At 66.3% G+C, this 25,526-nt stretch carries 24 protein-coding genes; 14 read left to right on the forward strand and 10 right to left on the reverse strand.

Translation table 11 applies throughout. The features are described 5' to 3' along the window. Position 1: 1 nt before the first annotated feature. The 4 genes from coaBC to C7H84_RS15270 form a co-directional block, all read right to left on the reverse strand. Positions 2-1,213, reverse strand: coding sequence for a bifunctional phosphopantothenoylcysteine decarboxylase/phosphopantothenate--cysteine ligase CoaBC (gene coaBC, locus C7H84_RS15255; protein ID WP_121859554.1), 1,212 nt, complete (start codon positions 1,211-1,213; stop codon positions 2-4). A 67-nt stretch (positions 1,214-1,280) separates the two neighbouring features. Then, a complete protein-coding gene (gene lspA / locus C7H84_RS15260) occupies positions 1,281-1,781 on the reverse strand; it encodes a signal peptidase II (protein ID WP_121859555.1) in 501 nt (166 codons plus the stop codon). Positions 1,782-1,783: 2 nt separating this feature from the next. Further along, complete coding sequence (ileS, locus tag C7H84_RS15265; RefSeq protein ID WP_121859556.1) at positions 1,784-4,621, reverse strand: isoleucine--tRNA ligase; 2,838 nt, start codon at positions 4,619-4,621, stop codon at positions 1,784-1,786. 103 nt (positions 4,622-4,724) lie between these two features. Next, the gene (locus C7H84_RS15270; protein ID WP_121859557.1) at positions 4,725-5,717 is read right to left on the reverse strand and encodes a bifunctional riboflavin kinase/FAD synthetase; all 993 of its coding nucleotides are present in this window, start codon (positions 5,715-5,717) and stop codon (positions 4,725-4,727) included. 123 nt (positions 5,718-5,840) lie between these two features. Between C7H84_RS15270 and purN the strand changes: the two genes are divergently transcribed. The 6 genes from purN to nadC all read left to right on the forward strand — a co-directional run bounded on the left by purN (position 5,841) and on the right by nadC (position 12,926). Then, entirely contained in the window at positions 5,841-6,503 is a 663-nt protein-coding gene (gene purN, locus C7H84_RS15275) for a phosphoribosylglycinamide formyltransferase (protein ID WP_121859558.1), read from the forward strand. Then, entirely contained in the window at positions 6,500-7,762 is a 1,263-nt protein-coding gene (locus C7H84_RS15280) for an RsmB/NOP family class I SAM-dependent RNA methyltransferase (protein WP_121859559.1), read from the forward strand. Before purN ends, C7H84_RS15280 begins: the two co-directional genes overlap by 4 nt. An 18-nt stretch (positions 7,763-7,780) precedes the next feature. Beyond that, positions 7,781-9,163 (forward strand): mechanosensitive ion channel domain-containing protein, encoded by a 1,383-nt coding sequence (locus tag C7H84_RS15285; RefSeq protein ID WP_121859560.1) that lies wholly within the window; start codon positions 7,781-7,783, stop codon positions 9,161-9,163. Between the two features lie 292 nt (positions 9,164-9,455). Next, a complete protein-coding gene (locus C7H84_RS15290) occupies positions 9,456-10,652 on the forward strand; it encodes an acyl-CoA desaturase (RefSeq protein ID WP_121859561.1) in 1,197 nt (398 codons plus the stop codon). A gap of 259 nt (positions 10,653-10,911) precedes the next feature. After that, a complete protein-coding gene (gene nadA / locus C7H84_RS15295; RefSeq protein WP_121859680.1) occupies positions 10,912-12,048 on the forward strand; it encodes a quinolinate synthase NadA in 1,137 nt (378 codons plus the stop codon). After that, a complete protein-coding gene (gene nadC / locus C7H84_RS15300) occupies positions 12,045-12,926 on the forward strand; it encodes a carboxylating nicotinate-nucleotide diphosphorylase (RefSeq protein WP_121859562.1) in 882 nt (293 codons plus the stop codon). The genes nadA and nadC overlap by 4 nt, the downstream gene beginning before the upstream one ends. A 102-nt stretch (positions 12,927-13,028) precedes the next feature. On the opposite strand, the gene nadB is transcribed toward nadC, so the two are convergent. The 4 genes from nadB to radC all read right to left on the reverse strand — a co-directional run bounded on the left by nadB (position 13,029) and on the right by radC (position 16,235). Continuing rightward, positions 13,029-14,615, reverse strand: coding sequence for an L-aspartate oxidase (gene nadB, locus C7H84_RS15305; RefSeq protein ID WP_121859563.1), 1,587 nt, complete (start codon positions 14,613-14,615; stop codon positions 13,029-13,031). Between the two features lie 160 nt (positions 14,616-14,775). Beyond that, a complete protein-coding gene (gene rpmG, locus C7H84_RS15310) occupies positions 14,776-14,943 on the reverse strand; it encodes a 50S ribosomal protein L33 (protein ID WP_006478046.1) in 168 nt (55 codons plus the stop codon). 17 nt (positions 14,944-14,960) lie between these two features. Then, entirely contained in the window at positions 14,961-15,194 is a 234-nt protein-coding gene (gene rpmB, locus C7H84_RS15315) for a 50S ribosomal protein L28 (RefSeq protein WP_004186391.1), read from the reverse strand. Positions 15,195-15,431: 237 nt separating this feature from the next. Continuing rightward, positions 15,432-16,235: a DNA repair protein RadC gene (gene radC, locus C7H84_RS15320; RefSeq protein ID WP_121859564.1), complete on the reverse strand. Its 804-nt coding sequence runs from the start codon at positions 16,233-16,235 to the stop codon at positions 15,432-15,434. A 134-nt stretch (positions 16,236-16,369) separates the two neighbouring features. On the opposite strand from radC, the gene C7H84_RS15325 reads away from it, so the two are divergent. The 8 genes from C7H84_RS15325 (at position 16,370) to C7H84_RS15360 (ending at position 23,628) form a co-directional block, all read left to right on the forward strand. Then, positions 16,370-16,825: a peptidylprolyl isomerase gene (locus C7H84_RS15325; protein ID WP_121859565.1), complete on the forward strand. Its 456-nt coding sequence runs from the start codon at positions 16,370-16,372 to the stop codon at positions 16,823-16,825. Between the two features lie 2 nt (positions 16,826-16,827). Next, complete coding sequence (gene ispH, locus C7H84_RS15330) at positions 16,828-17,808, forward strand: 4-hydroxy-3-methylbut-2-enyl diphosphate reductase (RefSeq protein WP_121859566.1); 981 nt, start codon at positions 16,828-16,830, stop codon at positions 17,806-17,808. 269 nt (positions 17,809-18,077) lie between these two features. Then, positions 18,078-18,917, forward strand: coding sequence for a branched-chain amino acid ABC transporter (locus C7H84_RS15335; RefSeq protein ID WP_121859681.1), 840 nt, complete (start codon positions 18,078-18,080; stop codon positions 18,915-18,917). A 211-nt stretch (positions 18,918-19,128) separates the two neighbouring features. After that, positions 19,129-20,079 (forward strand): branched-chain amino acid ABC transporter permease, encoded by a 951-nt coding sequence (locus C7H84_RS15340; protein ID WP_121859567.1) that lies wholly within the window; start codon positions 19,129-19,131, stop codon positions 20,077-20,079. Between the two features lie 19 nt (positions 20,080-20,098). Next, positions 20,099-21,268: an ABC transporter ATP-binding protein gene (locus tag C7H84_RS15345; protein WP_121859568.1), complete on the forward strand. Its 1,170-nt coding sequence runs from the start codon at positions 20,099-20,101 to the stop codon at positions 21,266-21,268. Between the two features lie 23 nt (positions 21,269-21,291). Beyond that, on the forward strand, positions 21,292-22,068 hold the full coding sequence (locus C7H84_RS15350) for an ABC transporter ATP-binding protein (RefSeq protein ID WP_050017531.1): 777 nt from the start codon (positions 21,292-21,294) through the stop codon (positions 22,066-22,068). Then, entirely contained in the window at positions 22,068-22,784 is a 717-nt protein-coding gene (locus tag C7H84_RS15355) for an ABC transporter ATP-binding protein (protein ID WP_048250310.1), read from the forward strand. Before C7H84_RS15350 ends, C7H84_RS15355 begins: the two co-directional genes overlap by 1 nt. A gap of 172 nt (positions 22,785-22,956) precedes the next feature. After that, positions 22,957-23,628 carry a DUF2278 family protein gene (locus tag C7H84_RS15360; protein WP_121859569.1) on the forward strand — a complete coding sequence of 224 codons (672 nt, stop codon included), beginning with the start codon at positions 22,957-22,959 and terminating at the stop codon, positions 23,626-23,628. Positions 23,629-23,649: 21 nt separating this feature from the next. On the opposite strand, the gene C7H84_RS15365 is transcribed toward C7H84_RS15360, so the two are convergent. Together C7H84_RS15365 and C7H84_RS15370 are read right to left on the reverse strand one after the other, a co-directional pair. Beyond that, complete coding sequence (locus tag C7H84_RS15365; protein WP_121859570.1) at positions 23,650-24,105, reverse strand: GNAT family acetyltransferase; 456 nt, start codon at positions 24,103-24,105, stop codon at positions 23,650-23,652. A 13-nt stretch (positions 24,106-24,118) separates the two neighbouring features. After that, positions 24,119-25,303 carry an acetylornithine transaminase gene (locus C7H84_RS15370; protein WP_121859571.1) on the reverse strand — a complete coding sequence of 395 codons (1,185 nt, stop codon included), beginning with the start codon at positions 25,301-25,303 and terminating at the stop codon, positions 24,119-24,121. Positions 25,304-25,526 lie beyond the last annotated feature (223 nt).

Raw genomic sequence — 25,526 nt, forward strand, 5'->3', positions numbered from 1 at the left:
ATCAGATCAGGCGGTTGTCGGGCAGGCGCTTCGCGATTTCGGCGACGAGCGCGTGCGCGAGTTCGTCCTTCGGCGCACGCGGCAGGCGTGTGAGGCCGGCGGCCTCGAACAGCACGACTTCGTTGTCGTCGCGGCCGAACGTCAGCGGGCCGAGGTTGCCGACCAGCAGCGGCACGTTCTTGCGCTTGCGCTTCTCGTCGCCGTGCACGTCGAGGTCGCCGCTCTCGGCCGCGAAGCCGACGCAGAACGGCGGATCGGGCAGCGCCGCGACCGATGCGAGGATGTCGGGGTTCTCGACGAATGCGAGTGCCGGCATCTTGCGGTCGGCCGTCTTCTTCATCTTGTGCTCGGCCGGCTGCTCGACGCGCCAGTCGGCGACCGCGGCCACCGCGATGAAGATGTCAGCATCGGATACCGCCTGCATCACCGCGTCGTACATCTGCTGCGCGGTCTGCACGTCCTGACGGTACACGCCCCACGGCGTATCGAGCGCGACCGGCCCGGCGACCAGATGCACGTCGGCGCCGGCCTGCTGCGCGGCGCGTGCGAGCGCGAAGCCCATCTTGCCGCTCGAGCGGTTCGTCAGGCCGCGCACCGGATCGAGCGGCTCGAACGTCGGGCCGGCCGTGATCAGCACGCGGCGGTGCGCGAGCACCTTCGGCGCGAACTGCGCGACGATGGCCTCGTAGATTGCCTCGGGTTCGAGCATGCGGCCGTCGCCGACTTCGCCGCAGGCCTGCGCGCCCGAATCGGGGCCGAGCACCGACACGCCGTCGGCGCGCAGTTGCGCGGCATTGCGTTGCGTGGCCGGGTTCTGCCACATCTGGCGGTTCATCGCGGGCACGACGAGCAGCGGACAGTCGCGCGCGACACAGAGCGTCGACAGCAGGTCGTCGGCGAACCCATGCGCGAGCTTCGCGAGGAAATCCGTCGACGCGGGCGCGATCACGATCGCGTCGGCTTCGCGCGACAGGTCGATGTGCGCCATGTTGTTGTCGATGCGCGCGTCCCACTGGCTCGTGTAGACGGGCCGGCCGGACAGCGCCTGCATCGTGACGGGCGTGATGAACTGCGTGGCGGCTTCGGTCATCGCGACCTGCACGGTCGCGCCGGCCTTCGTCAGCAGCCGCGTGAGCTCGGCGATCTTGTAGCAGGCGATGCCGCCCGTCAGGCCGAGAACGAGGTGTTTTCCAGCGAGTTCTGCGTGTGCCAACTCAGGCCTCCAAGGGTCAAACGGAACGGCCGGCGCGAAGCCGGCCGTCGACGCCGAGTATGCACGCTCAGCGCGCGCCGCGCACGCGACGCAGTTCGTCGTAGATCAGCAGCACGGCACCGACCGTGATCGCGGAATCGGCGAGGTTGAACGCCGGGAAGTGCCAGCCGCCGAGGTGGAAATCGAGGAAGTCGATCACGTGGCCGTAGACGAGCCGGTCGATCACGTTGCCGAGCGCGCCGCCGAGGATCAGCGCGAGCGACAGGCTGAACAGCCGCTGCTGGCCGTGACGGCGCAGCAGGAAGCAGATCACGAGCGTCGCGCCGACGCCGAGCGCGGTGAACGCCCAGCGCTGCCAGCCGCTCGCGGTCGACAGGAAGCCGAACGCGGCACCGCGGTTGTACACCAGCACGAGGTTGAAGAACGACGTCAGCGCATGCTGCGCGCCGTACGCGAACGTCTTGAGGATCGCGATCTTCGACAGCTGGTCGAACAGGATCACGATCAGCGAAATACCGAGCCAGGGCGCGAGCGCGCCGCTGGCCGGTTTCGACAGGGTTTTCGCCATGGTCAGGCAGCGCTCCGGGTTTCGCCGTTTTCAAACAGGTTCGAGAAGCAGCGGCCGCACAGCGTCGGATGATCGGCGTGCGCGCCGACGTCCTCGCGGTAGTGCCAGCAGCGTTCGCACTTCTGGTACTTCGACGCGGCCACGTCGACGCTTTCCTGCGCTTCGTCGTCGACCTTCACGACCGTCGCCGCCGACGTGATCAGCACGAACTTGAGATCGTCGCCGAGACTCGTCAGCGCGTCGTAGCGCGCGCCGCTCGCCTGCACGGCCACTTCGGCCTGCAGCGACGAACCGATGCGGTTCGCGGTGCGCGCTTCCTCGAGCGCCTTCGTCACGTTGCCGCGCACTTCGCGCAGCAGCGCCCACTTGTCGATCAGCGCGGCCGCGCCGGAGACATCGGGATACGCGTAGTACGTTTCCGTGAACACGGTGTCGCTGGCCGGCTGGAACACCTTCCACGCTTCTTCCGCGGTGAACGACAGGAACGGCGCGAGCACGCGCAGCAGCCCGTGCGTCAGGTGGTACAGCGCGGTTTGTGCGGAGCGGCGCGCGCGCGAATCGGGCGCGCTCGTGTACAGGCGGTCCTTCAGCACGTCGAGGTAGAAGCCGCCGAGGTCTTCCGAGCAGTACGTCTGCAGCTTCGCGACGACCGGGTGGAATTCGTACTTCTCGTAGTAGCCGAGCAGTTCGGTCTGCAGTTGCGCGGAGAACGCGACCGCGTAACGGTCGATCTCGAGCCATTCTTCGACGGGCACCGCGTGCTGCGCGAAGTCGAAGTCCGACAGGTTCGCGAGCAGGAAGCGCAGCGTGTTGCGGATGCGGCGATAGCCTTCCGTCACGCGCTTCAGGATTTCCTCGGAGATCGCGAGTTCGCCCGAATAGTCGGTCGACGCGATCCACAGGCGGATGATTTCCGCGCCGAGACGGTTCGCGACTTCATGCGGATCGACGCCGTTGCCGAGCGACTTGCTCATCTTGCGGCCTTCGCCGTCGACCGTGAAGCCGTGCGTGAGCAGGCCCTTGTACGGCGCGCGGCCGTCGATCATCGATGCCGTCAGCAGCGACGAGTGGAACCAGCCGCGGTGCTGGTCCGAGCCTTCGAGGTACAGGTCGGCCGGGAACTGCAGCTGATCCTTGTGCGAGCCGCGCAGCACGTGCCAGTGCGTCGTGCCCGAGTCGAACCACACGTCGAGCGTGTCGCGGTTCTTCTCGTACATGTTCGCGTCGTCGCCCAGCAGTTCGCGCGGATCGAGCGACTGCCATGCTTCGATGCCCGACTGCTCGACGCGCTTCGCGACTTCCTCGAGCAGCTCGAGCGTGCGCGGGTGCAGCTCGCCGGTTTCCTTGTGCACGAAGAACGCCATCGGCACGCCCCACTGGCGCTGGCGCGACAGCGTCCAGTCGGGACGGTTCGCGATCATGCTGAACAGGCGCTGCTTGCCCCACGACGGGTAGAACGCGGTCGCGTCGACGCCTTCGAGCGCCGTTTCGCGCAGCGTCTTGCCGCCGTCGCGCGGCGTCACGTCCATGCCGGCGAACCACTGCGACGTCGCGCGGTAGATGATCGGCGTCTTGTGGCGCCAGCAGTGCATGTAGCTGTGCGTGTACTTCTCGCTGCGCAGCAGCGAGCCGGCCGCGTTCAGTGCCTCGACGATCTTCGGGTTCGCGTCCCAGATCGACAGGCCGCCGAACAGCGGCAGCGATTCGATGTAGCGGCCGTCGCCCATCACCGGGTTGATGAAGTCCGAATCGGTCATCCCGTGCGCCTTGCACGACATGAAGTCTTCGATACCGTAGGCCGGCGACGAGTGCACGACGCCGGTGCCGGTGTCGGTCGTCACGTAGTCGCCGAGGTAGACGGGCGCGGTGCGCTTGTAGCCGGGGTGAGCCGACGCGAGCGGGTGGTGGAAGCGCAGGTTCGCGAGCTTCACGCCCGGCGCGGTCGCGACGACGCGGCCGGTCAGCTTGAACTCGGCCATGCAGGCTTCGACGCGCTCTTCCGCGATGATCAGCAGCCCGCGCTCGGTGTCGACCAGCGCGTAGACGATTTCCGGATGGAGGTTCAGCGCCTGGTTGGCGGGGATCGTCCACGGCGTGGTGGTCCAGATCACGATGCCGCCGTCGGCGCGCGGCAGCGCCGGCAGGCCGAACGCCTGCGCGGTCTTTTCCGGTTCCGCGAACGCGAACATCACGTCGATCGTCGGGTCGGTGCGGTCCTTGTACTCGACTTCGGCTTCAGCGAGCGCCGAGCCGCAGTCGAAGCACCAGTTGACCGGCTTCAGCCCGCGATACACGTAGCCTTTCTCGATGATCTTGCCGAGCGCGCGGATTTCTTCCGCCTCGTTGACGAAGTTCATCGTCTTGTACGGATTCGCCCAGTCGCCGAGCACGCCGAGGCGCTTGAAGCCGACTTTCTGCTTCTCGATCTGCTCGGTCGCGTATGCGCGCGCCTTGCTCATCACTTCGGCCGCCGGCAGCGACTTGCCGAACTGCTTCTCGATCTGGATCTCGATCGGCATCCCGTGGCAATCCCAGCCCGGCACGTACGGCGCATCGAAGCCGGCCATGTTGCGCGACTTGACGACGATGTCCTTCAGGATCTTGTTGACCGCGTGACCGAGGTGGATGTCGCCGTTCGCATACGGCGGGCCGTCGTGCAGGATGAACTTCGGCCGGCCCTTGCTGGCCGCGCGGATCTTCTCGTAGATGCCGCGCTCCTCCCACTCCTTGACCCACTGCGGCTCGCGCTTGGGCAGGTCGCCGCGCATCGGGAACGGCGTGTCGAGCAGGTTGACCGGATACTTGGCCTGCGGTTTCGAATCGGCTTTCTTGTTGCTCATGATGGGATCGCTATCTAAATCGGGGGACGCTCGTGCGTCGTGAATCGGGGATGCGCGCGGGGCGGCGGCACGGGGGTGCGGCGCGCGGCGCCGCCAGCCGGGATCAGCTAATTCGGTCGGTCGCGGAGGTCGAGAAGCCGGTCGCGCTGCTGCCCGGCGCGCGCTCGCGCTCGTCGAAGTACGCGCGCGCATTCGCGACGTCGAGCGCGATCGCGCGCGACAGCGCCTCGAGATCGTCGAACTTCGCCTCGTCGCGAAGCTTCTTCAGGAATTCGACGCGGATCAGCTTGCCGTACGCATCGCCGTGCCAGTCGAGCAGGTGGACTTCGAGCAGCACGCGGCCGGAATCGTCGACGGTCGGGCGCAGCCCGAGGCTCGCGACGCCCGGCAGCGGGGCCGGGCCCAGGCCGTGCACCTGCACGACGAAGATGCCCGCGAGCGCCGGCCGCTTGTGCGCGATCGGCAGGTTCAGCGTCGGGAAGCCGAGGTCGCGGCCGAGCTTGAGCCCGTGCGCGACGTGGCCGCTGATCGCGTAGCCGTGGCCGAGCGCCTGCGCGGCCGCGGCGAGATCGCCCGCGGCGAGCGAGGCGCGCACGCCGGAGCTGGAGATGCGCGTGCCGTCGCTGCCGGCGACCGTGCCCATTTGCTCGACCTCGAAACCGTACTGCTCGCCGGCCGCCTTCAGCGTGTCGAAGGTGCCCGCGCGCTTCGCGCCGTAGCAGAAGTCGTCGCCGACCATCATCCAGCGCGTGTGCAGCCCGTTCACCAGCGTGCGTTCGACGAACGCCTGCGGCGACTGGCTCGCGAACGTGTGGTTGAAGTGCTCGACGACGACGCGATCGACGCCGTGCTCGCGCAGCGCTTCCAGCTTGTCGCGCAGCATCGCGATGCGCGGCGGCGCGCCGGCCGGGTTGAAGAATTCACGCGGGTGCGGCTCGAAGGTCATCACGCACACGGGCAGGCCGCGCGCATCCGCTGCCGCGCGCACGCGCGCGAGCAGGGCCTGGTGGCCGCGATGGACACCGTCGAAGTTGCCGATCGTCAGCGCGCATGGCGCGCGGCTCTCGGCGTTGGGCAGGCCGCGGAAGACTTTCACGATAGCGGATGCAGCGTCGGGGGAATGAGCGGTGGAATGCCGCAAAGCAGAAGATTATAAACGTTCGGGCGGCCCGGCGGCCGAGAAGGGGGGAAACGCGGAGGCGAATGGTAAAATTCGCGGATGAAAAAACTCGTGATCCTGATTTCCGGTCGCGGCAGCAACATGGAGGCCATCGTCCGCGCGTGCGCGCAGGAACGCTGGCCGGCCGAGGTCGCCGCCGTGATCGCCAACCGGCCCGACGCGGCCGGCCTGGCTTTTGCCGCGTCGCACGGGGTGGCGACCGCGGTGGTCGACCATCGTTCTTTCGACGGCCGCGACAGCTTCGATGCGGCGCTCGCCGCCCAGATCGACCGCTTCGCGCCCGATCTCGTCGTGCTCGCCGGCTTCATGCGCATCCTCACGCCCGATTTCGTCAGACGATATGAGGGCCGGCTGCTGAACATCCATCCGTCGCTGCTGCCGAGCTTCAAGGGCATCCACACGCACCAGCAGGCGCTGGATGCCGGCGTCGCGCTGCATGGCGCGAGCGTGCATTTCGTGATTCCGGAACTCGACAGCGGCGCGATCGTCGCGCAGGGCGCGGTGCCCGTGCGCGCGGGCGACGACGCGGCCGCGCTCGCGAAGCGCGTGCTGACGGTCGAGCACGTGCTGTATCCGCGTGCGGTGCGCTGGTTCGTCGAGGGGCGCCTGCGCCTCGAGAACGGCCGGGCAGTGGTGGCGCCGGAAGAGGCGCGCTGGATTTTCGCGGATCAACCGCAAACCGAAACGAGCGAGGGCGTATGAAGCTGCACGGATTCCTGATTGGCCAGACCGAAACCCTGCTGGCCGAGGTGCTGAAGTTCACCGGCCCCGCCGACGCGACGACGAGCCGGTTCTTCCGTGCGCACCCGAAGCTCGGCCACGCCGAGCGCGGCGTGATCGCCGAGGCGGTGTTCGCGGTGCTGCGCCGGAAGATGGAGTTTTCGCACCTGGCCGAGAGCGGCACGGGCAGCCCCGCGCGGCGCCTGACGCTGCTGGGCCTGATGCAGACGGCCGGCCGCAACGCGCTGAAGCCGTTCGTGTCCGACACCGAGGCCGCGTGGCTCGAGCACGTGTCGAAGATCGACCCGGCGAGCCTGCCGGTGCGCGTGCGCACGAACCTGCCGGACTGGATCTACCAGGCGCTGTCGGCCCGTTTCGACGCCGACGAACTCGCGCAGCTCGCCGCCGCGCTGAACTACCCGGCGCCGCTCGACCTGCGCGCGAACGCGCAGAAGGCGACCCGCGACCAGGTGATCGATGCGCTGCGCGCGAACGGCATCGACGCGGGCGCGACGCCGTTCGCGCCGAACGGCGTGCGCGTCGACGGCAAGCCGGCGCTCACGCGCCTGAAGCTGTTCGAGGAAGGCCAGATCGAGGTGCAGGACGAAGGCAGCCAGCTGCTGTGCTCGCTGGTCGCGCCGCGTCGCGGCGAGATGGTCGTCGATTTCTGCGCGGGCGCCGGCGGCAAGACGCTCGCGCTCGGCGCGATGATGCGCTCGACCGGGCGCCTCTATGCGTTCGACGTGTCGGAAAAGCGTCTGACGAAGCTCAAGCCGCGCCTCGCGCGCAGCGGGCTGTCCAACGTGAACCCGGTGCTGATCGACAGCGAGCACGATGCGAAGATCAAGCGGCTCGCCGGCAAGATCGACCGCGTGCTGGTCGACGCACCGTGCAGCGGCCTCGGCACGCTGCGCCGCAACCCCGACCTGAAGTGGCGCCAGACGCGCACGTCGATCGAGGAGCTCACGCCGAAGCAGGCGTCGATCCTCGCGAGCGCCGCGCGGCTCGTGAAGAAGGGCGGCCGGCTCGTGTACGCGACCTGCAGCGTGCTGGAGGCGGAAAACGAGGCGATCGTCGAGCAGTTCCTCGCCGATCACCCCGAGTTCGTGCTGGTGCCCGCGCAGAAGGTGCTGGCCGAGCAGCGCATCGAACTCGAGACCGGCGACTACCTGTCGCTGTGGCCGCACCGCCATGCGACCGACGGCTTCTTCGCCGCGGTGCTCGAGCGGCGCGCGCAGTAACGGCAGCCCGGACGGACGATGGAGAGTCTGCAGAGCCGCCTGCTGTCGCACCGGCTGGCATCGGTGATCCGCGATTTCCACCAGCCGGTGATGATCTGGCAGGCGGCGATCCTCGTCGGCGCACTGTGCTTCGCATGGGTGAGCGCGCGCTTCGTTCACGGGCGCATCGATGCGCGCCGCCGCGCGGCCGGGCGCACGCCCGGCGCGGGTGCGCAGAGCCTGAAGCGCGCGCTGTTTCCGCTGTTCGGCGGCGTGTTCGTGGGGATCGCGCAGCTCGCGTTCGATCCGTTCATGTCGACGTCGCTGCTGTCGCTCGCGCTCGTGCCGCTGTTCGGCATCGGGCTGATCTACGTGCTGTTCTTCTTTGCGCGGCGCGTATTCGCGCGCGACGGGCACACGCACGCGTGGCTGTCGATCGTCGAGAAGATCGTATCGACCATCGTGTGGGCCGCGATGGTGCTGACCGTGCTCGGCATCCAGCGTGACGTGCTCGGCTGGCTCGACAGCGTGCAGTTCCGTGTCGCGAATGCGCATCTCACGCTGCTGTCGGTGATTTCCGGCGCGCTGTGGGTGTGCGTGACGTTGATGGTCGCGATGTGGCTCGGCTCGGTGCTCGAGGAGCGCCTGACCCGTGCCACGACGCTCGACGCGAACCTGAAGGTCGTGCTGTCGCGGGTCGGCCGCGCGCTGCTGGTGTTCGCGGCGGTCCTGATCGGGCTGTCGCTCGTGGGCATCGACGTGACGGTGCTCGGCGTGTTCGGCGGCGCGGTCGGTGTCGGCCTCGGCTTCGGGCTGCAGAAGATCGCGAGCAACTACGTGTCGGGCTTCATCATCCTGCTCGATCGTTCGTTGCGGCTCGGCGACGCGATCAGCGTCGGCGGGCTGCAGGGCGTCGTCACGCAGATCCGCACGCGCTACACGGTCGTGCGCGGCCTCGACGGCAACGAGACGCTGATTCCGAACGAAAAACTGATCACGGACGTCGTGCAGAACCAGTCGTCGTACCTGACGCGCGGCCATGCGAAGGTCGCCGTGCAGGTCGCCTATACGAGCGACGTCGAGCACGCACTGTCGGTGCTCGCGGAAGCCGCGAAGGGCGTGCCGCGCGTGCTCGCCGAGCCGGCGCCAACCCCGTATCTCGTCGGCTTCGGCGCGGACGGGATCGATCTGGAGCTCGGCTTCTGGATCGAGGATGCGGCGACAGGCACGTCGGGCGTGCGTTCGGCGGTGAATCGCAACATCTGGCGGCTCTTTGGCGAGCACGGGATCTCGATCCCGTTCCCGCAGCGCGAGGTGCGCGTGGTCGGCCTGCCGGAGGGTTTCGCGGCGACCGGGGTGGTGGCCGAGGGCGTGCCCGTGGCGAGCGGAGACACCGCGGACGGGCAGGCATCGGCCGCTTAGGGCCGGCGCGCCGGTGCGAAAGGGTACGAAACGGTACGAAGCGGTGCGAGACGGTACGAAACGGGGTGAATCGGCGCGATTCGGGCATATTGGGCGCAGCGGCCGGCCAGAACCGGATCGCGGGGCGCGCCGGGTCCGTCGATGGACTATCAGAGTTGCGTCATGACAAGAAAATATTCATTTTTTACAAAGACTTGGAACGGTTGAAGTAAAATTCCGGTCTACACGCGGTATGCTTTCATTTTTATGACGTCGGCGCGGGCCGGCGTCGCACTCACCACAGGTAACTGCCTTGTTGAATTCCCTGCTCGATTTTCTTTCCCACGGGCTCCTGCGTTTTTCGTGGTGGCAGGTCGCGGTGTTCGCGCTCGCCGTCACGCACGTCACGATCATCGGCGTGACGGTCTACCTGCATCGCTGCCAGGCGCACCGCGCGCTGGAGCTGCATCCGATCGCGAGCCACTTCTTCCGTTTCTGGCTGTGGATGACCACCGGCATGCTGACCGGCCAGTGGGCCGCGATCCATCGCAAGCACCACGCGAAGTGCGAAACCGAGGAAGATCCGCACAGCCCGCAGACGCGCGGCATCTGGAAGGTGTTCCTCGAGGGGGCGGAGCTGTATCGCGCGGAAGCGAAGAACGAAGAGACGATGCGCAAGTTCAGCCACGGCACGCCGAACGACTGGCTCGAGCGCAATCTCTACTCGAAGTACCCGATCCTCGGCATCAGCATGATGATGGTGATCGACGTCGCGCTGTTCGGCGTGCTCGGCCTGACCGTGTGGGCCGTGCAGATGGTCTGGATTCCGTTCTGGGCCGCCGGTGTCGTGAACGGCTTCGGCCACTTCTGGGGCTACCGCAACTTCAACTCGGCCGATGCGAGCACGAACCTGTTCCCGTGGGGCATCGTGATCGGCGGCGAAGAGCTGCACAACAACCACCACACGTTCGCGACGTCGGCGAAGCTGTCGAACAAGTGGTACGAGTTCGACATCGGCTGGATGTACATCCGCATCATGTCGGCCTTCGGTCTCGCGAAGGTGAAGAAGGTCGCACCGACGCCGCGCCTGAACAAGCCGAAGACGGTGCTCGACCAGGAAACGCTGCAGGCCGTGCTGTCGAACCGCTACGAAGTGATGGCGCGCTACGGCAAGGCCGTGAAGCGTGCGTACCGCCAGGAGCTCGCGCATCTGAAGGAGCTCGGTTCGAGCGAGAAGTACCAGCTGATGCGCGGCGCGCGCAAGTGGTTCCACAAGGACGCCGACGTCCTCGACGAGCCGCAGAAGAAGCTGCTGCCGGAAATTTTCGCGAACAGCCAGAAGCTGCAAACGTACTTCCAGCTGCGCCAGGATCTGGCTGCGATCTGGGATCGCTCGACGGCGTCGCGCGAACAACTGCTCGCGCAATTGCAGGATTGGTGCCATCGCGCGGAACAAAGCGGGATCAAGGCGCTGCAGGAATTCGCGACACGCCTGCGTCGCTACGCCTGATTCGAAATCGATTAGAATCTCAGGACGTCACAAACCCCGCGTTGGCGGGGTTTTTTCATTTGGGCGACCTGTTTTCGAAAGACGACCGGAAGCGCCGGAATTCGTATGAGGCTTGGGGCGGCGTGCTCATGCGGCGCCGTGGGGCGAGCGTAGGGGATGGGATCAGAGTAAGCGCTAAAGCGCTCACTCTGATCGACCGCGAAGCATGGGGCCCGACTAAGCGCTAAAGCGCTAACTCGGGCCGACAGGAGATATGGAGATGCAATCGACGATCAAATCCGTCGAGTACGACCGGCCGGTCTCGGCAGGGACCGTCTGTGGCGTCGGGCAAGCATGGGCCAAGGTGCCCGATGCACCTTCCGCCGAAGAACGCGCCGCACTGAAGGCGCGCATCAAGGCGCTGCTCGCACGTGAAAAGGCCGTGCTCGTCGCTCACTACTACGTGGACGCGGAGCTGCAGGAACTGGCCGACGAAACCGGCGGCTGCGTCGCCGATTCGCTGGAGATGGCCCGCTTCGGCCGCGACCACGACGCGCAGACGCTCGTCGTCGCCGGCGTGCGCTTCATGGGCGAAACCGCGAAGATCCTGAGCCCCGGCAAACGCGTGCTGATGCCCGATCTCGATGCGACCTGCTCGCTCGATCTCGGCTGCCCGGCCGACGAATTCTCCGCGTTCTGCGATGCGCATCCCGATCGCACCGTCGTCGTCTATGCCAACACCAGCGCCGCCGTGAAGGCGCGCGCGGACTGGATGGTCACGTCGTCGATCGGCCTCGAGATCGTCGCCGATCTGCACGCGCGCGGCGAAAAGATCATCTGGGCACCCGATCGCCATCTCGGCAGCTACATCCAGAAGAAAACCGGCGCGGACATGCTGTTGTGGCAGGGTTCGTGTCTCGTCCACGACGAATTCAAGGGCATCGAGCTCGACCTGCTGCGCGCCGAACATCCGGGCGCGAAGGTGCTCGTGCACCCCGAGTCGCCGGAAAACGTCGTCGCGCAGGCGGATGTCGTCGGCTCGACCACGCAGTTGATCGACGCAGCCGTGAAGCTCGACGCGACGCACTTCATCGTCGCGACCGATCTCGGCATCCTGCACAAGATGCAGCTCGCGGCGCCCGGCAAGACCTTCATCGCCGCACCGACGGCCGGCAACAGCGCGACCTGCAAGAGCTGCGCGCACTGCCCGTGGATGGCGATGAACGGCCTCGCGAACCTCGCCGACGTGCTCGAGCGCGGTCACAACGAGATCTTCGTCGACCCCGCGATCGGCGTGCGTGCGCGTCTGCCGATCGACCGGATGCTCGATTTCGCAGCGGCGCACAAGAAGCGCGTGCAGGCGAGCGGCGACCTGCAGCGCGACCAGCAACTGTTTGCGAACGTGGGGGCTGCATGACCAATGCGGTTTCTCCGCTGTTCGAAGCCGTCCGCGCCCAATACGGCGCGGCATTCGACGAAGCGATCGCGCGCAACGTCGCCGACGCCATTGCCGAAGACGTCGGCACCGGCGACCAGACCGGGCGCCTCGTACCGGCCGGCGAGCGGCGCCGTGCGCGCATCATCGTGCGCGAGGAAGCGGTGCTGTGCGGCGTGCCGTGGTTCGAGGCCGTGATCGCGCGGATCGATCCGTCGATCGTCGTGCAGTGGCGCTATCGCGAAGGCGACCGGATGACGCCGGATTCGATCGTCTGCGAACTCGAAGGCCCGGCGCGCGCGCTGCTGACGGCCGAGCGCAACGCGCTGAACTTCCTGCAGCTGCTGTCGGGCGTCGCGAGCGCGACGCGCCGCTATGTCGATCGCGTCGAAGGCACGCGCGCGAAGATTCTCGATACGCGCAAGACGCTGCCGGGCCTGCGGCTCGCGCAGAAGTACGCGGTGCGCGTAGGCGGCGGCGAGAACCAGCGTCTCGCGCTGTACGACGGGATCCTGATCAAGGAAAACCACATCGCGGCGGCCGGCGGCGTCGGCGAAGCGCTCGACGCGGCGTTCGCGCTGGAGTCGGGCGTGCCGGTGCAGGTCGAAGTCGAGACGCTCGCGCAGCTCGACACCGCGCTCGCACATGGCGCGCAGTCGGTGCTGCTCGACAACTTCACGCTCGACATGATGCGCGAAGCGGTGCGGGTCGCGTCCGGCAAGGCCGTGCTCGAAGTGTCGGGCGGCGTCAATTTCGATACGGTGCGCACGTTCGCGGAGACGGGCGTCGACCGCATCTCGATCGGCGCGCTGACGAAGGACGTGCGCGCGACCGATTACTCGATGCGGATCATCGACTGACCGCCCATCGTTCCGTCTGACGAAAAAAGCCGCTGGCGCGCAAACGCCAGCGGCTTTTTTTTCATGCGACGGCGGCAGACGCCGCCACCAGGGGCGGGCCCGTCAGCGGCGCGAACGCGGTGTGAGCACGCTCGGCAGCGCCTTGGGCAGCGTGTGCGGCCAGTCGCGGCTGTAGTGCAGCCCGCGGCTTTCGCGGCGCGAGTACGCGCTCTTCACGATCAGCGTCGCGACGTCGACGAGATTGCGCAGTTCGAGCAGGTCGCGCGTCACGCGGAAGTTCGCGTAGTACTCGTGGATCTCGTCGCGCAGCAGCGACAAGCGGTGCTTCGCGCGTTCGAGGCGCTTGTCGGTGCGCACGATGCCGACGTAGTTCCACATCAGCCGGCGCAGTTCGTCCCAGTTGTGCGCGACGACGACTTCCTCGTCCGCATCCGACACACGGCTTTCGTCCCAGGCGGGCAGCGTCGCCGGCGTTTCGACGTCGAAGCCCGCCGCCTCGATCGCTTCGGCCGCCGCGCGGCCGATCACGAGACATTCGAGCAGCGAGTTGCTCGCGAGGCGGTTCGCGCCGTGCAGCCCCGTGTACGACGTTTCGCCGACCGCATACAGCCCCGCGAGATCGGTGCGCCCCGCGAGATCGGTCACGACGCCGCCGCACGTGTAGTGCGCGGCCGGCACGACCGGAATCGGCTGCTTCGCGATGTCGATGCCGAATTCGAGGCAGCGTGCATGGATGGTCGGGAAGTGTTCGCGCAGGAACGCTTCCGGCTGGTGGCTGATGTCGAGATACACGCAGTCGATCCCGCGCTTCTTGATCTCGAAGTCGATCGCACGCGCGACGATGTCGCGCGGCGCCAGTTCGGCGCGAGGATCGTGCGCGGGCATGAAGCGCGTGCCGTCCGGCAGCTTCAGCAAGCCGCCTTCGCCGCGCACGGCCTCCGAAATCAGGAACGATTTCGCATACGGATGGAACAGGCAGGTCGGATGGAACTGGATGAATTCCATGTTCGACACGCGGCAGCCCGCGCGCCACGCCATCGCGATGCCGTCGCCGGTCGCGGTGTCGGGGTTCGTCGTGTACAGGTAGACCTTGCCGGCGCCGCCGGTCGCGAGCACCGTGTGCGGTGCCTCGATCGTGATCGTGCGATCGTTGTCGACGTCGAGCGCGTACAGCCCGTGACAGCGGCGGCCGGGCAGGCCGAGCCGGTCCGACGTGATCAGGTCGATCGCATGGTGATTCTCGAAGAACGTGATGTTCGGATGCTGGCGCGCGCGGTCGGACAGCGTCGCGAGCACCGCGTGGCCGGTCGCGTCGGCCGCGTGGATGATCCGGCGGTGACTGTGGCCGCCTTCGCGCGTCAGGTGGAAGCCGAGCTCGGCCGCATCGTCCTTCGTGAACGGCACGCCCTGCGAGATCAGCCATTCGATCGCTTCGCGGCCGTGTTCGACGATGTAGCGCGTCGCGCCTTCGTCGCACAACCCGCCGCCGGCGACCAGCGTGTCGTCGACGTGGTTCTCGATACTGTCCGCCGAGTCGAGGACGGCCGCGATGCCGCCTTGCGCGTTATCGCTCGCCCCCTCCATCATCGAACGTTTCGCGATCAGCGCGACACGTCGCGTGCTGGCCAGGTTGAGTGCGACCGACAGCCCTGCGAGGCCGCTGCCGACGATCGCCACGTCGAATTTCATGCTGCATCTCCATCGTTACGCTTTTGATTTTGCGTTCCGTCGGCCGTTGCCGCGGAAAGGGGAGAGCATACCGCGTCGGGGGCTCGCGCGTGCGCGCAAAACAAAAAGCCCCGCAGGTGCGGGGCTTTTCGGTCGCCGTCAGGCTGGCAGAAACCGGAGATTACTTGATCTTGGTTTCTTTGTATTCCACATGCTTGCGGACGACGGGATCGAACTTCTTGATCGCCATCTTTTCCGGCATGTTGCGCTTGTTCTTCGTGGTCGTGTAGAAATGACCCGTACCAGCGGTCGACTCAAGCTTGATCTTGTCGCGTGCGCCTTTTGCCATGATTGTGCTCCTTGGGCTTAGGCTTCGCCGCGTGCGCGCAGGTCAGCGAGCACGGAATCGATGCCGTTCTTGTCGATCAGGCGCAGGCCGGCGTTCGAAACGCGCAGGCGCACCCAGCGGTTTTCGCTCTCTACCCAGAACCGGCGGTTTTGCAGGTTCGGGAGGAAGCGGCGCTTCGTCTTGTTGTTGGCGTGGGAAACGTTGTTGCCGCTCATCGGCGCTTTCCCAGTTACTTGGCATACGCGTGCCATGAGAGCACTCCTAATACGCGAAATTCGGGGTTCGATCGCCGATGAAGGTTCCATCGTACCGCCACGTGATCCATGGCCGCACTCAGAACGCCAAAGCCAATACAGACAAGGCCCTTCGATGGCTAGAACTGGTTGGAAAAAAGACAGACGACGATTCTAGCAGAAAAAGTTCAGAAAAATCAAACCTAATTTCGCTTCGTCGTTGCGGCGCCCCAGGGCGGGTCGCCGGGCCACAGTCTACAGACAACCGGCGCGTGCGAACGAAAAAGTGTCGCTGGTGCCGACGACCACGTGATCGAGCAGCTTCGTGTCGACGAGCGCGAGCGCTTCGCGCAGCACCCGTGTGAGCCGATGGTCTTCCGCGCTCGGCTGCACGGCGCCCGACGGATGGTTATGCGCGATGATCAGCGACGCGGCATTGAGCATGAGCGCACGCCGCACGATCTCGCGCGGATAGACGGCCATCCGCGTGAGCGAGCCGCGCGCGCTTTCCTCCACGTCGATGAGGCCGTGGCGCGCGTTCAGGTACAGCGTGACGAACACCTCGTGCGGACGCGTGCCGATCCGGAGCCGCAGATAGTCCTCCACCGCGCCCGGCGAGTCGATCTGCATCCGTTCGCGCGCTTTCTCGACCAGCGCGCGCCGCGCGATCTCGGTCACGGCGATCAGCACCGCCGAGCGCGCATGGCCGATGCCGGGGTGCGTGGCAAACACGGCGGGCTCCGCGTCGAGCATGTCGCGCAGCGAGTTGCCGAACCGCGCGAGCAGCGCGCGGGCGCTGTCGAATACATCGCGGCCGCCGCCGCCGGTGCCGAGCAGCAGCGCGATCAGTTCCGCATCGGTCAGTGCGGCCGGCCCGCGTTCCAGCAGCCGCTCGCGCGGCAGATGCGGTTTCCAGTTTTTCGGCCGCCGCGCGTGTTTCGGGTGTCGCGCGTGCGGCCGGCCGGCGGCGACGACGCGTGCCGGAGCGGCCGCGGTGTCCACGGTGTCCGCGGTATCGCGACATTCGGTCGCCGGGGCGGCGGGACAGGATGACAGCATGGTCGAAACTCCATTGGCGGCGGGCGTGGGCGCGACGTCGTCGCACTTTCCGCCTTGCGCGCTCAGGTGACTTACAATATTGGTTTTGCGCCGGGCCTTTCGGCCAGTTCGGGCGCCGACGAACACGAGTCATCATGAGCATCATCGATCTATCCGAAGTGAAGCCCGGTTCCCATGTCACGCTGCATTACCGGCTGGCACTGGCCGACGGCGCCGACATCGTCAACACCTTTTCCGACAAGCCCGCCACGCTGCTGCTCGGCGCGGGGCAACTGGCGCCCTCGCTGGAACAGATTCTGCTCGGGCTCAGGGTCGGCGACCATTCGACTTTTCAGCTAACGCCGGAGCAGGCGTTCGGTCCCCGCAATCCCGACATGCTCCAGCGCGTGACGCTGTCGACGCTGCGTGAAAACGGGATGGTCGGCGACGATTTCACGCCGGGCGAGCTGATCGAGTTCAACGCGCCGGACGGCGGCCGCTACGCAGGGGTGCTGAAGGAAGTCAGCGAAACCTCGGCGCTGTTCGACTTCAATCATCCGCTCGCGGGCCAAGCGCTCACGTTCGAAGTGAAAATCATCGGAATCCTGTAATCATGAGCACCACCGATACGCTGTCCGGGCAGACCGTCGCCGCCGACGCCGAAATCCTGCTGGCCCAGCCGCGCGGTTTCTGCGCGGGGGTCGATCGTGCGATCGAGATCGTCGAGCGTGCGATCGCGATGCACGGGGCGCCGATCTACGTCCGTCACGAAATCGTCCACAACAAGTACGTGGTCGAGGATCTGAAGAAGAAAGGCGCGATCTTCGTCGAGGAACTCGAGGAAGTGCCGGCCGGCAACACCGTGATCTTCAGTGCCCACGGCGTATCGAAGGCCGTGCGCGACGAAGCGGACGTTCGCGGGTTGCGCATTTACGACGCCACCTGCCCGCTCGTCACGAAGGTGCACGTCGAAGTCGCGAAGATGCGCCAGGACGGCGTCGACATCGTGATGATCGGCCACAAGGGCCACCCGGAAGTCGAAGGCACGATGGGGCAGGTCGAGCGCGGCATGCACCTCGTCGAAAGCGTGGAAGACGTGCAGAAGCTCGAGCTCGCCGATCCGGAGCGCATCGCGCTCGTCACGCAGACGACGCTGTCCGTCGACGACGCAGCCGAGATCATCGGCGCGCTGAAGTCGAAGTATCCGAAGATCCGTGAGCCGAAGAAGCAGGACATCTGCTACGCGACCCAGAACCGCCAGGATGCGGTGAAGTTCATGGCGCCGCAGTGCGACGTCGTGATCGTGGTCGGCAGCCCGAACAGCTCGAATTCGAGCCGCCTGCGCGAAGTGGCCGAGAAGCGCGGGGTGGCCGCGTACATGGTCGACGCACCGGACCAGATCGATCCGGCATGGGTCGCGGGCAAGCGCCGCATCGGCGTGACGGCCGGCGCATCGGCGCCGGAAGTGCTCGCCCAGGCGGTGATCGCGCGCCTGCGCGAACTCGGCGTGCGCAATGTGCGCGCACTCGACGGCATCGAGGAAAACGTGTCGTTTCCGCTGCCGCGCGGGCTGAATCTGCCGCCCGCCGCCTGATCGCCGCATCGCACCCGCGGTAGCCACAAGCGCGCCTCCCGGCGCGCTTTTTTTTGCGTTGCGAAAATCCGATCGCAACCAATATTCACATCAATAGTGCAACCCGGTTGCTATGCCTGCGCTTAACCGTCTCTCAAAATTGGTTGCAATGCAGGAAAACCCCATCGAATCAGGATTATTGGCGGCCTATAAATGGAGTTACAATGCGCCCGTTTTCAAGGCGGAATGGCTTTGAAACAGGTTTTGGCAAGGCGCGGGAGACCTACTCGATGCATGTGAAGTTGGCTTACGCCATGTCTGTCGCCGCACCGGTTGCAATGCTTGCCGGATGCAGCAAAAAGAGCGACGGCAGGGCGGGCAGGGCGGCTGCGGCACACGCAGTACCGGCGGCCGGCGACATGCGCGCTGCCGGAACCGGTCGTGCGGCGCCGTTGGCGTGCCGCATTGCGCAATCGGACAGTGACAAGGACAACGGGGCACGTTTGGCGATCGAGGAATTCAACGCGCAGGGCCTGAAGACCGGCATGCATTCGACACGGCGGGCAGCACCTGCCGGCGGCGTGACGATCGACCGGGCGACGGGCAAGCAGGTTGCCCGACAACGAGCCGCCGACGGTGATGCGGCAGCAGCAGGGCGCGTCGAGCGACGGACGCCCGGGTTTCGGGGCAATGCGAGCGACGTGCAGATGTCACTGATCCCCTTTCATTTCGATTCGACGAAGCAGCGTGTCGCCGTGGCCCGTCGTGCCGCGGCCGGCGGTCTGCTTCCCGTCACGAATTCCGACGCAGTCCTGACGAAAGTCGGGGGCCACCTTCGCGAGCCCGGTTCGGGCAATGCGCGGGCGGCGGCGGACGGCCCGCTTGCGATGCAGGCGCCGGCGTCCGGCATCGGAGCGCAAACCCTTGGCGACAACGGCATGTGCGCCGTCAAGGTGGTCGAGCCCGCGGGCGACGCGGTGCGGAACCTGATCTGCCCGGATGCGGGGTTCGCCCCAGCCCGGACGGAAAAAGGCATGGCGTTCGGGAAACCGGACATCGGCCGTTTTGGCACGCTGCCCTACGACTTCAAGGAGGCCAAGACCACCGTCCTCGATGTCGTGACGATTTAGCGACGGGACTCATGATGGCACCGGAACAGTGCGGTGCCGTTTCTGTATCCGCTCCGGCGGCAAGTCCGGCCGTACAGGCCGGGCGGCGCGCGCCGGGACGATCCACCCTTACCGGTATCGACTAGTACCCGCAGTGTCGCCGAGAAGGCGCGATTCCTCGCTTACCCGCGGGGCGCAACGTCCTCCGGCAGCATGGGCCAAGGAGCTTTAAATGGATATTTTCGTCCAGCAGATCCTCAACGGGCTGGTGCTCGGCAGTGTGTACGCCATCATCGCGTTGGGCTACACGATGGTGTACGGCATTCTCGGCATCATCAACTTCGCGCACGGCGACGTGCTGATGATCGGCGCGATGGTCGCCCTGTCGGCGATCACCGTGCTGCAGAACCATTTCCCCGGATTGGGCAACGTCGCGACGCTGACGATCGGCCTTGGCATCGCTGCAGTCGTCTGCGCGTTCGTCGGTTTCGCGATCGAACGCGTCGCATACCGGCCGCTGCGCCGCGCACCGCGCCTCGCGCCGCTGATCACCGCGATCGGCGTGTCGATCCTGCTGCAGACGGCCGCGATGATCATCTGGTCGCGCAACCCGCTGCCGTTCCCGCAATTGCTGCCGACCGATCCGATCAACGTGATCAAGGCCACTGACACGACGCCCGGCGCCGTGATCTCGGTGACCGAAATCGTGATCATCGCGGTGGCGTTCATCGTGATGGGCGGCCTGCTGCTGCTCGTGCACAAGACCAAGCTCGGCCGCGCGATGCGCGCGATCGCCGAAAGCCCGAATACGGCAAGCCTGATGGGCGTGAACCCGAACTTCGTGATCTCCGCGACGTTCATGATCGGCTCCGCGCTCGCCGCGCTGGCCGGCGTGATGATCGCGTCCGAATACGGCAACGTGCACTTCTACATGGGCTTCATCCCCGGCATGAAGGCGTTCACGGCGGCGGTGCTCGGCGGGATCGGCAACCTGGGCGGCGCGATGGTCGGCGGTGTGCTGCTCGGCCTGATCGAGCAGCTCGGCGCAGGCTACATCGGCAACCTCACGGGTGGCGTGTTCGGCAGTAACTACCAGGACGTGTTCGCATTCATCGTGCTGATCATCGTGCTGGTGTTCCGTCCGTCGGGCCTGCTGGGCGAACGTGTCGCGGACCGCGCGTAACGGAAGGGGAGCAAACAACATGACATCCATTCAACCGATCGAATCCTCGGCGTCGCTCGTCGAAGAACGCAACACGACGAAGACCGTCATCATCGGCATCCTGACCGCGGCCTTCGTGATCGCGGCGCCGATCATCATCGGCTCGGCCGGCGGCAACTACTGGGTCCGCGTGCTCGACTTCGCGATGCTGTACGTGATGCTCGCGCTGGGTCTTAACGTGGTGGTCGGCTTCGCCGGCCTGCTCGACCTGGGCTACATCGCGTTCTACGCGGTGGGCGCATACACGGCGGCACTGCTGAGCTCGCCGCACCTGACCTCGCAGTTCGAGTGGATCGCGGCGCTCGCGCCGAACGGATTGCACATCCCGTTCCTGCTGATCGTGCCGATCGCGATGGCGCTGGCGGCGACCTTCGGGATCCTGCTCGGCGCGCCGACGCTGCGCCTGCGCGGCGACTACCTGGCGATCGTCACGCTGGGCTTCGGTGAAATCGTCCGGATCTTCATGAACAACCTCGACCGTCCGGTGAACATCACCAACGGCCCGAAGGGGATCACGGGCATCGATCCGGTGCACGTGGGCGGCTTCAACCTGTCGCAGACGCATACGCTGTTCGGCTTCCAGCTGCCGTCGGTCTACATGTACTACTACCTGTTCGTGCTCTGCTCGCTGCTGGTGATCTGGGTGTGTACGCGTCTGCAGCACTCGCGTATCGGCCGTGCATGGGCCGCGATTCGCGAAGACGAAATCGCCGCGAAGGCGATGGGCATCAACACCCGTAACGTGAAGCTGCTCGCGTTCGCGATGGGCGCATCGTTCGGCGGCCTGTCGGGCTCGATGTTCGGCGCGTTCCAGGGCTTCGTGTCGCCCGAGTCGTTCACGTTCTGGGAATCGATCGTCGTGCTGGCCTGCGTGGTGCTCGGCGGCATGGGCCACATCCCGGGCGTGATCCTGGGTGCGGTGCTGCTCGCGATCTTCCCGGAATTCCTGCGCTCGACGATGAGCCCGCTGCAGCACGCGCTGTTCGGGCATGACATCGTCGATACCGAAGTGATCCGTCAGGCACTGTACGGCCTCGCGATGGTGATCATCATGCTGTACCGCTCGGAAGGCCTGTGGCCGGCACCGAAGCATGAGGACAAGATCGCGAAACTGGCGAAGCGCAACAGCAAGAAGCCGGTGCGCGCTTAACCAACGGACAAGGGGATAAACACATGAGCGACAAGCAAATCCGACTGTCCGTCTCGGGCGTGAACAAGCGCTTCGGCGGGCTGCAGGCACTGTCCGATGTCGGCCTGCAGATCAAGGAAGGCGAGATCTACGGGCTGATCGGCCCGAACGGCGCCGGCAAGACCACGTTCTTCAACGTGATCACGGGCCTCTACACGCCGGACTCCGGCGACTTCAAGCTGGACGGCACGAACTACACGCCGACGGCCGTGCACCAGGTGGCCAAGGCAGGCATCGCGCGTACCTTCCAGAACATCCGCCTGTTCGGCGGGATGACGGCGCTCGAGAACGTGATGGTGGGCCGCCACGTGCGCACCAAGCACGGGCTGCTCGGCGCGGTGTTCCAGACGCCGGCCGAACGCCAGGAAGAGCGCGAGATCAAGGAGCGCGCGATCGAGTTGCTCGACTACGTCGGCGTGCTGCAGTACGCCGACTACACGTCGCGCAACCTGTCGTACGGTCACCAGCGTCGGCTGGAAATCGCCCGTGCATTGGCGACCGACCCGAAGCTGCTCGCGCTCGACGAGCCGGCAGCCGGGATGAACGCGACCGAGAAGGTCGAACTCACGCGCCTGCTCGACAAGATCCGCTCGGACGGCCGCACGATCCTGCTGATCGAGCACGACGTGAAGCTCGTGATGGGGCTGTGCAACCGGATGACGGTGCTCGATTACGGCAAGGTGATCGCCGAGGGTCTGCCGCAGGACGTGCAGAAGAATCCGAAGGTGATTGAGGCATATCTCGGCGCAGGGGTGCACTGATGGCAGCGGCAATGTTGAAAATCAAGGGCTTGCAGGTCAACTACGGCGGCATCCAGGCCGTCAAGGGCGTTGACATGGAAGTCCGCCAGGGCGAGCTCGTGACGCTGATCGGCGCGAACGGTGCCGGCAAGACCACGACGATGAAGGCCATCACGGGCCTGAAGCCGTACTCGGCGGGCGACATCGAGTACGACGGCAAGTCGATCAAGGGCGTGCCGTCGCACGAGCTGCTCAAGCGCGGCCTCGCGATGGTGCCGGAAGGCCGCGGGATCTTCGCTCGCATGTCGATCATCGAGAACATGCAGATGGGCGCGTACCTGCGCAACGACAACGACCAGATCAAGAAGGACGTCGACCGGATGTTCGGCTTCTTCCCGCGCCTGAAGGAACGGGCGACGCAGCTCGCGGGCACGCTGTCGGGCGGCGAGCAGCAGATGCTGGCGATGTCGCGCGCGATCCTCTCCAAGCCGAAGCTGCTGCTGCTCGACGAGCCGTCGATGGGCCTTTCGCCGATCATGGTCGAGAAGATCTTCGAAGTGGTGCGCGAGATCTCGAAGGAGGGCATCACGGTGCTGCTGGTCGAGCAGAACGCACGCCTCGCGCTGCAGGCGGCCGACCGCGGTTACGTGATGGACTCGGGCATGGTCACGATGGAAGGCGACGCGAAGCAGATGCTCGACGATCCGAAGGTGCGGGCCGCGTATCTGGGTGAATGAACGAAGCCGGGTGCGGCGCGACGGCGGATGCCGGCGTGCCGCGCAACGGTTGTCGAAAGGCTGTCACGGGCGACCGTGGCAGCTTTTTTTTCGTCTTGCGCGTCCGGCTGCGAACTGTGCGAGCGGATGCGACTCGTAGCAGGGTCGATCCATCGGGACACGGAGAGCACGCATGAGCCTGGACTACGGTTTTGTGAAGGCGAAGGTGACGTCGGTCGCGCAGTTGAAGGGCTCGCCGCACGGCGGCGAAATCCAGTATCACATCCACCTGACGCTCGCGTTGCCGACCGGCAACTGGGACGTCGCGATCAACGTCGGCACCAACGACGCGGACGACCTGCTGAACTACAAGCTCGTCTACGATTTCCATCACCCGGTCACGGCGACGCTCGCGGCCGCGGCCGAAGGCTATACCGATCTGACCGGGCACACCGCGCTCCCCGCGCTCGACTATCTGCGCAGCGACATCCTGAACGAAACGGGCGCATGGCGTGCGAGTGCCGTGATGGACGGCACCGAGAACGCGGAGCCGATCCCGTCGCTGCTGCGGCTCGTCAATGCGGCGCAGTCGCAGGGGCTCGACGTCGTCGTGTTCGGCCGCACCTATTCGGAAGGCAACGGCATTCACGACACGCACATGAACCAGGGCTCGACGGGCTCGAACTACCTGCACCGCGCGGGCGACGACCACAACGATCACAACGACGTGTGGCAGGACGGAGCGCTGCTCGTGCGCGTGAGCGACACGCAGTGGGCCGCGTATTTCGCGGCGTTCGAGCAGCAGGCCGTGCCGACCGACGCGCTCGGCAATCCGCTGCCGGGTGCGGGGCCGATCACCGGCTGAGAAGGGGCACTGCCGGCGGCGTCAGGCGGCTGGCAGCGTCTTGCCGAACGAGATGCGTTCCTCGACGCGATAGCCGAGCGCCGCATAGAAACGGCATGCGTCGTCGTTGCCGGGCAGCACCTGCAGATTGACCTTCAGGCAGCCGCGCGCGGCGAGCGCGCGTTCCGCATGCGCGATCAGCGCGCGGCCGATGCCGAGCCGCCGCGCGTCGTTCGACACGCCGAACGAGTACAGCCAGCCGCGATGGCCGTCGAAACCCGCCATCAGCGTGCCGACCACCCGCGCGCCGCAGGTCGCGACGAAGAACAGCTCCGGCTGCGTCGCGAGCTTCAGCTCGATCGAGCGCAGCGGATCGCGGTGCGGCGGCGCGCCGGCTTCGTCGTACTGCGGGAACGCGTCGCGCCAGACGGCCAGCACGGCCTCGGTGTCGGCGCGATCGAACGGGCGGATCGCGATAGCATCGGCGGCGGCATCCATCGCGGCGCGCTCCTTACAGCGTATCGAGGATCGACCGCAGCATCGCCATCATCTGGTCGATCTCTTCGGTCGTCACGTTCAGCGCCGGCATGAAGCGCAGCAGGTTCGGGCGCGCCGCGTTCAGCAGCAGGCCGTCGGGCTGCATGTCGCGTGCCTTCTCGACGATCTGCGGGCCGATGTCCTTGCCGAGCAGCAGCGCGCGCAGCAGGCCTTCGCCGCGTTCGCCCTCGAAGCCGCGCTCCTCCGACAGTTCGAGCAGCTTGCGCTTCAGGTATTCGCCGCGAGCGCGCACGCCTTCGAGGAAGCCGGGCGCGACGAGCTGCGAGATCACCGAATAGCCGGCCGCCGTCATCAGCGGGTTGCCGTTGTACGTGCCGCCCTGGTCACCGGCCTCGAACACCGCGACGTCGGCCGTCGACAGCAGCGCCGCGAGCGGCACGCCGCTGCCGATGCCCTTGCCGAGCGTCATGATGTCCGGCGCGATGCCGGACAGCTCGTACGCGAACAGCGTGCCCGCGCGACCGCAGCCGCTCTGCACCTCGTCGACGATCAGCAGCAGGTTGTGCTGCTTCGTCAGCGCGCGCAGCGCCTGCATGAATTCACGCGTTGCCGGAATCACGCCGCCTTCGCCCTGGATCGGCTCGAGCATCACCGCGACGGTCTTGTCGGTGATCAGCTTCTCGACCGAGTTGATGTCGTTCAGCTCGGCTTTCGGGAAGCCCGGCACCTGCGGCGCGTAGATCGTGTCCCAGCCCGGCTTGCCGCTCGCCGACATCGTCGCGAGCGTGCGGCCGTGGAAGCTGTGGTCGAACGTGATGATCTCGTATGCGCCGTTCTTGAACTTGCGGCCCCACTTGCGCGCCAGCTTGATCGCGCCTTCGTTCGCTTCCGCGCCGCTGTTCGTGAAGAACACCTTGTCGAACACGCTGTGCTGCGTGAGCAGGCCCGCGAGCTTCGCCATCGGCTCGTTGTAGAACGCCGGCGACGGATTCAGCAGCTTTCCCGCCTGGCTCTTCAGCGCTTCGACGACGCCGTCGTTGCAGTGGCCGAGGCTGTTGACCGCCCATCCCTGGATGAAGTCCAGGTAGCGCTTGCCCGTTTGATCGTAGAGCCACGAACCCTTGCCGTGCGTAAACACGATGTCGGGGCGGTTCGTGATGTACATCAGCGAGTCGATCGGGTAATCGTTCAGGGGCATGGCAGCAGACTCCAGCGGGCGTTGTAAGGGAAACGGGCAATAAAAAAGCCACGGAAGGCCGTGGCTGGTGGATCGAACAGCTTGTGCGTAACCGGTGAAGCGGAGGTGGGTTACGCGCGAGTCCGTGACGAGCCGGCGGCATCCGGGCGGAGCGGCGAGCGGCGACGTCGGAGAGCGGACAGGAAGCGGTTCATGTGCGCAAGCATAAGGCATCCCGCGCCCC

This window comes from Burkholderia sp. Nafp2/4-1b, from assembly GCF_003635165.1.
GTDB lineage: Bacteria > Pseudomonadota > Gammaproteobacteria > Burkholderiales > Burkholderiaceae > Burkholderia.

Coding starts and splice junctions, on each gene's coding strand:
- C7H84_RS15355 (WP_048250310.1), top strand. CDS start 22,068: ATGGCAGCGGCAATGTTGAAAATCAAGGGCTTGCAGGTCAACTACGGC.
- radC (WP_121859564.1), bottom strand. CDS start 16,235: ATGCTGTCATCCTGTCCCGCCGCCCCGGCGACCGAATGTCGCGATACC.
- C7H84_RS15370 (WP_121859571.1), bottom strand. CDS start 25,303: ATGCCCCTGAACGATTACCCGATCGACTCGCTGATGTACATCACGAAC.
- C7H84_RS15340 (WP_121859567.1), top strand. CDS start 19,129: ATGGATATTTTCGTCCAGCAGATCCTCAACGGGCTGGTGCTCGGCAGT.
- ispH (WP_121859566.1), top strand. CDS start 16,828: ATGAGCACCACCGATACGCTGTCCGGGCAGACCGTCGCCGCCGACGCC.
- C7H84_RS15285 (WP_121859560.1), top strand. CDS start 7,781: ATGGAGAGTCTGCAGAGCCGCCTGCTGTCGCACCGGCTGGCATCGGTG.
- rpmB (WP_004186391.1), bottom strand. CDS start 15,194: ATGGCACGCGTATGCCAAGTAACTGGGAAAGCGCCGATGAGCGGCAAC.
- C7H84_RS15335 (WP_121859681.1), top strand. CDS start 18,078: ATGCATGTGAAGTTGGCTTACGCCATGTCTGTCGCCGCACCGGTTGCA.
- nadC (WP_121859562.1), top strand. CDS start 12,045: ATGACCAATGCGGTTTCTCCGCTGTTCGAAGCCGTCCGCGCCCAATAC.
- nadA (WP_121859680.1), top strand. CDS start 10,912: ATGCAATCGACGATCAAATCCGTCGAGTACGACCGGCCGGTCTCGGCA.
- C7H84_RS15365 (WP_121859570.1), bottom strand. CDS start 24,105: ATGGATGCCGCCGCCGATGCTATCGCGATCCGCCCGTTCGATCGCGCC.
- C7H84_RS15325 (WP_121859565.1), top strand. CDS start 16,370: ATGAGCATCATCGATCTATCCGAAGTGAAGCCCGGTTCCCATGTCACG.
- ileS (WP_121859556.1), bottom strand. CDS start 4,621: ATGAGCAACAAGAAAGCCGATTCGAAACCGCAGGCCAAGTATCCGGTC.
- C7H84_RS15345 (WP_121859568.1), top strand. CDS start 20,099: ATGACATCCATTCAACCGATCGAATCCTCGGCGTCGCTCGTCGAAGAA.
- C7H84_RS15350 (WP_050017531.1), top strand. CDS start 21,292: ATGAGCGACAAGCAAATCCGACTGTCCGTCTCGGGCGTGAACAAGCGC.
- nadB (WP_121859563.1), bottom strand. CDS start 14,615: ATGAAATTCGACGTGGCGATCGTCGGCAGCGGCCTCGCAGGGCTGTCG.
- C7H84_RS15280 (WP_121859559.1), top strand. CDS start 6,500: ATGAAGCTGCACGGATTCCTGATTGGCCAGACCGAAACCCTGCTGGCC.
- rpmG (WP_006478046.1), bottom strand. CDS start 14,943: ATGGCAAAAGGCGCACGCGACAAGATCAAGCTTGAGTCGACCGCTGGT.
- C7H84_RS15360 (WP_121859569.1), top strand. CDS start 22,957: ATGAGCCTGGACTACGGTTTTGTGAAGGCGAAGGTGACGTCGGTCGCG.
- lspA (WP_121859555.1), bottom strand. CDS start 1,781: ATGGCGAAAACCCTGTCGAAACCGGCCAGCGGCGCGCTCGCGCCCTGG.
- purN (WP_121859558.1), top strand. CDS start 5,841: ATGAAAAAACTCGTGATCCTGATTTCCGGTCGCGGCAGCAACATGGAG.